Consider the following 5,227-nt stretch of genomic DNA (forward strand, 5'->3'; position numbering starts at 1 on the left):
TAAATTATTTATTTTCATAGAAACAGGTTGAATTAAACGCTTGTATAGATAACACAAGTAGAGGCGCTGGATAACCCATAATTAAACTGCTTTGCACTTGTATTGTCGAATACTATACTTGTTTATTGGGCACACCCAATTTGATATAAGTGAGATGAAAGAAGCCGGTCTAAGACCTTTCCTCTAGGAGGCTTAACCAAGGGAGCTTTGCTATACACGAGGCAGTGCTTCCCCCATCAATGTGAATCAAACCCAGTCCTTAAAATATTCAACAAACCAGTCTATCGCAAACTGCCGGAACGTCTGAAAGGTTTCTGAGGAAAAAATAAACCAAAGCAGACCTCCCATTAAGGCAATTGTAAGGATCACCGGGCTAACATAATCTACACCTGAATGCGTATGACCCTTATGTATTTTCTTCCTCGCATGGTGAAAGTATAGCGCATTGCCAAATAGCCCGGAAAGGATCCATATCGTATTCGGATAAAAGAAAGAGAGCACGACAAAAGCAAACGAATAAAAGTACATCTTTCTATACAGAAACCATAACACCCCCAACAAGCAGGCAGACCAGTTCCAACTCGGAAAACGGGTATTACCGATGTTTCGCTCATATAGATTAACGTAGTATTCCGTGCGCTTTTTGTCTGCTTCCGGTTCATTTGGTTTCCGTTGGACAAACGCCTTTATTTCCGCAGGGGTGAGGTAAGTGTTTTTCATCACTAAAAGGGGCTTTGCATATTGTTTTTTGGCCTAATACATGCTATATTTAAGATGTTATGGAAGAAAAAGGAAAAAGGCTACTGCAAAAGCGCAAATTGTTGACTCCAGAGCAATACAGGGTATGTCGTCAAAAGGGAACAGAGCCCGCCTTTAGCGGCAAATATTGCAATCACCACGAAAAAGGCAAATACAAATGTACTTTCTGTGGCGCGCCGCTTTTTTCAAGTGATACCAAATACGATTCCGGTACAGGTTGGCCCAGTTTTAGCAAACCGGTTGCAGACGATGCCCTTATTACTGCGGAAGACCATTCTTTTGGCCTAGAGCGTACAGAAGTCATGTGCAAAAAATGTGGCTCGCATATGGGACATGTATTTAAAGATGAACCCGATACCGAAAAGAAATCACCTACAGGCATCCGTTATTGTGTAAACTCTTTAGCGCTCGAGTTTGAAGCCGAAAAGTAAGGTTACTAGCTCGTCTTGCGCATTCTCGGCAAAAACAAACTCAACAGAACACTCACGCCTACAATAATGACAAGCATTGATAATGCGTAGGTGAATTGCTCTGTCGTATAAATTCTAACGCCATGCTCGTTCATGGCGCCATCCCATTTAATATCCAGTCTAAAGCCAACCAAATGCTGGATAATAGCGCCTCCTAACATATTAAAGGTGTTAACAAAACCGATAATTAAGCCGGTATTGTAGGTTGTTGCCCCGGAAACTGCTCCGGTGAAGCACATCATCTCTGCTCCACCGCAGAAACCGATAAGCAGTAGCGCTACCGATAGTGTAATTGCGCCCATCGCTGGCCCGTACAAGATCATAGAATAAAGCACGAATAGTGAGATTATGCAGATCCGTATGCCCAGGTTCAGGATGCCTTTTTTCTCACAATATCCGGGCATGATAAGGCAACCAATAGCAAGCCCCACGTAAAGGAGCATAATAATTTGGGCCGCCTGGCCTTTTTCGAAGCCAAATTTTGTAATAAAGAAGGCCGTTCCCCAAAGGTCTGCTAATACGGACAAGGGTGCATATAGGCCGATAGAAAGAAGCGCAAAGAGCACCACACGCCAGGTCGTCATGACTTGTCCAATTTGCTTAAACAGCCTTTCAAACGAGAAATTTTTTTCGTGCGGCACGTCTTGCGCATAACGTGGAAGTAGCTTGTAGGCTATCAAAAATATAGCCAACCCTACTGCCGAACATACTACGACGGCGTTTCGCCAATGGGTGGCTTCTACGAGCAGGACTAATGGCTTACCCGCGGTTAAGGCTCCAAATGTGCCGAGTGTCAGGGTTGTTCCGATAAAAAACCCGCGCTTGCCGGGCGCAAAATGGTCTGCCGCCACTTTGAGGGCTCCCATAAACGCGCTCGCTGAGCCTGCTCCTATCAACAGTCGGCTTAATTGCGCAACCCACACTTCCTCTGCCAACCCAAACAGAAATGAGCCAATTGTGCACACAGCAATTGAGAATAGAATCACTTTTCGTACCCCTACCCTGTCTAACAGTATACCAAGGGGGATTTGTAATAAGGAATACGCATATAGGTAATAAGCCCCAAAGGTGCTAAATTGCTCCGCGGTTAAGGTAAACTCGTGCCGCAATTCTTCTACCATCACGCCGGGAGTAACCCGCAAGACGTACTGGAATAAATAAAATATAGAAATGGCAGCCCAAGCAAAAAATGCCTTTCGATCTTTCCTGGAAGATTGTGTATTACTCACTTAAACAGTAAATCAAAGCTCGTTAGCAGAGTCAATTTCGGTTTACATATCGAAGCTGTCGGGCAATAACTCGCTTATCTTCGTTCGCCAAATCTTATCTTTTGTTGCGTTAGATAAAATAATAGGAATATCCTTTATCGTTTCAGCAATCACCTGCCGACAAGCTCCACAGGGCGTTACAACCTCTTTAAATGCGTTGTCTTTACTCGATGCTATTATCGCAAGCAGCTTAAAGTCTCTTAGCCCCTGAGAATAGGCGCTAAAGATGGCGGAACGTTCCGCGCAATTTGTCAGCCCATAAGAAATGTTTTCAACATTTACACCGGTAATGATTTGGCCATCAGCGCATAGCAAAGCTGCCCCAACACTGAAATGAGAATACGGGCAGTAGGCATTTTGTTTCGCAGATTCGGCAGCGCTGAGGATTTCTTTCTCAGTAGGGCTGAGTTCGTTAATCGTAACGGTTTCCATTCTTAATGAATGAAATGAATCGTTAGCGGGTAACGATATCGCTTGCCATTACTAGCATTGATCATCGCAATCAGGACGAATATCAGCCAAGTCAGGAAAATAATCGGTAATAGGATGTACCCGATCAATACATATACCAGGGCGAGCGAAATCACCAAATATATGAAAATGGTAATATTAAAATTGATTGCCTCTTTTGCTTGATCATCGACATAGGCCGATGTATCGCGCTTCAGTACCCATACGATAAAGGGCCCAATAATCCCTCCCAGTACTGGAATGAAAAATTGTAGAAGGGCACTGGCGTGAGCAATCATGGCCCAATTTTTTTCAAAGGGCTCCAAATGTTGACATTCTTCGTATTTATCTAGCTTTTTGGGGTCGTCCATGTAATTAACAAGGTAAAAGTTAAATCGTGAGGGGGGGGTAAAACGATCTTAACTAATACTAAATTTTCCGATATTGAAAATCAACACTTTTAGAATATTAATAACGCCTAAAAACGATGCTTATTTTTTTTCGCATACGCGGCTTCTATGTATTTGTATAGTTGCTCTCCATCTTTTTCTGCCTTCCTAGCACAATATTCTGCGTTAATAAGATCCCCCTTTTCTAAAAATTTACTGCCTAGATTAAGATAAAGATCCGTTACTTCACTCTCCCCTGCTTTTTTTGTGTAGTACTCGACTAATTGATCTGGGTGTGCTGTATTTGGCTTAGCGAGCATCCTTTCTAGATAAATTATCCTCCAATATGCTTCGAAGGCCGCCCATTTACCAAAATATGACCTTTCCTCAAAAAAATCTATTTCCTCACAATCTTCTACGCCATTCTCAAACAAAAGCTTAATAGCAAGAGAGTAATCATTGTGAATGCAAAGTTTCCTCTCTTGTATAGGGCTCCATTTGGCTATTCTCAGGGAAAGCCGCTTCTCTAATTCTTCAAAGCTGTCTTTGTTTATACCTTGCTCATTCATCAAGCGTATATAGCTGATTACTTTTAAGACATCCTTTAAATCATTGTTTTTCAGCTCGCTTGTTTCAGCATCACTCATTAACAATTGCTCCACTTGTCTTGAAAACCCAAGTCCAATTTCCCTCTTTTCCGCTTTGGTGCACTTTAACAACATTTCCCAGGCTTGCATAAACAACAACATTTCAGATGTTTGAGTAAAGGTACCCTCATCTATGCTTTTTACTGTACCTGTACCATCAGAACTCGTATTATCCTGAATATTAAAGATTTGCTCTTGATCAAAATTGAAGATTCTTTCTTTAAAATGAGGTAGCTTTACTCCGCAACAATATTTCAAGCAATATGTCTTTACTCGATCGTCATTAATCTCGAGCAACTCCACTTTTCTAGCCTTAGAATCGATCCTAAGGCATTCATAACCGGCCACGCTAAATTCTTTATCGACGCGCATAGCCTTTTTGCAAAGATCCTTAATCTCAAGAAAGGAACAAATATAAACCGTCACATCCTTTCCAAATACATCAAAAGTGCTTTTTGGCTTATTTGATAATTTACTAGAATTATCGCTATCTTTATTCTTTTTATTGATAAATTTATTTATATAAAACGGGAATCCCTTTAAGTTCATCCAGTGAATTATGCATAAATTATACTGATTTGCAATAGATTATTTTTAAAGCGGTATGTTAAACCTCTTTACTTTTCAACGCCAGGTACTCAGACTTTAATAAGCCGTTAACAACCATGTCTTCAAATAAACCGTTCTTGGAGAATGATTTGCGTAAACATCCCTCTTTCTGGAATCCTAATTTCTGAAGCACGCGTCCGGATTTGGGGTTACGGGCCAAGTGATAGCCTTCCATCCGGTTTAAGCCAAGTGTGAGAAAGCCAAATTCAATGATCGCTTCTGCCGCTTCTGTTGCATAGCCGTACCCCCAGTATTCGGTTCCTAGCCAATAGCCGAATTCAGCTTTTCTATTCTTTACGTCTATAAACAAACTGGTAGAGCCCATGGAGACTCGGTTTTCTTTGTTCGTAATCAGCAGAAACAGTTCCCCACGCTCTCGCCAACCATCTGGTTGTCCCATAATCCAGTCTTCCGCAACCCCTTCCTCATAAGGATGTGGCATTTCTAGGGTATCAGAAACAATGGGATCATTCGCCAGTCTGCGTATCGATTTTGCGTCATACAAACACATTGGGCGCAGTATCAACCGTTCAGTTTCGAGTCGTGGCATTGGGGGGAATACCGAAGGGCCATATTGTCTTTCTGAACGACTCATTGTTATTACTGTTGGTTAACGGGATTTATTAAATTAAAGA

General features: G+C 41.8%; 7 protein-coding genes. 1 reads left to right on the forward strand and 6 read right to left on the reverse strand.

Translation table 11 applies throughout. The annotated features are described in order from the left end of the window. Window positions 1–246: 246 nt before the first annotated feature. Window positions 247–720, reverse strand: coding sequence for a hypothetical protein (locus tag AUJ82_03690; protein ID OIO60123.1), 474 nt, complete (start codon window positions 718–720; stop codon window positions 247–249). Window positions 721–779: 59 nt separating this feature from the next. On the opposite strand from AUJ82_03690, the gene AUJ82_03695 reads away from it, so the two are divergent. Next, window positions 780–1,190: a peptide-methionine (R)-S-oxide reductase gene (locus tag AUJ82_03695; GenBank protein OIO60124.1), complete on the forward strand. Its 411-nt coding sequence runs from the start codon at window positions 780–782 to the stop codon at window positions 1,188–1,190. 5 nt (window positions 1,191–1,195) lie between these two features. On the opposite strand, the gene AUJ82_03700 is transcribed toward AUJ82_03695, so the two are convergent. The 5 genes from AUJ82_03700 to AUJ82_03720 form a co-directional block, all read right to left on the reverse strand. Then, window positions 1,196–2,458, reverse strand: coding sequence for a hypothetical protein (locus tag AUJ82_03700; GenBank protein OIO60125.1), 1,263 nt, complete (start codon window positions 2,456–2,458; stop codon window positions 1,196–1,198). A gap of 42 nt (window positions 2,459–2,500) precedes the next feature. Then, entirely contained in the window at window positions 2,501–2,929 is a 429-nt protein-coding gene (locus tag AUJ82_03705) for a cytidine deaminase (protein OIO60126.1), read from the reverse strand. 2 nt (window positions 2,930–2,931) lie between these two features. Next, entirely contained in the window at window positions 2,932–3,318 is a 387-nt protein-coding gene (locus AUJ82_03710; GenBank protein OIO60127.1) for a hypothetical protein, read from the reverse strand. A gap of 107 nt (window positions 3,319–3,425) precedes the next feature. Beyond that, on the reverse strand, window positions 3,426–4,532 hold the full coding sequence (locus AUJ82_03715) for a hypothetical protein (GenBank protein OIO60128.1): 1,107 nt from the start codon (window positions 4,530–4,532) through the stop codon (window positions 3,426–3,428). 58 nt (window positions 4,533–4,590) lie between these two features. Then, entirely contained in the window at window positions 4,591–5,142 is a 552-nt protein-coding gene (locus tag AUJ82_03720; protein ID OIO60129.1) for a hypothetical protein, read from the reverse strand. Window positions 5,143–5,227 lie beyond the last annotated feature (85 nt).

This window comes from Verrucomicrobia bacterium CG1_02_43_26 (assembly GCA_001872735.1).
Classification (GTDB): domain Bacteria; phylum Verrucomicrobiota; class Verrucomicrobiia; order Opitutales; family CG1-02-43-26; genus CG1-02-43-26.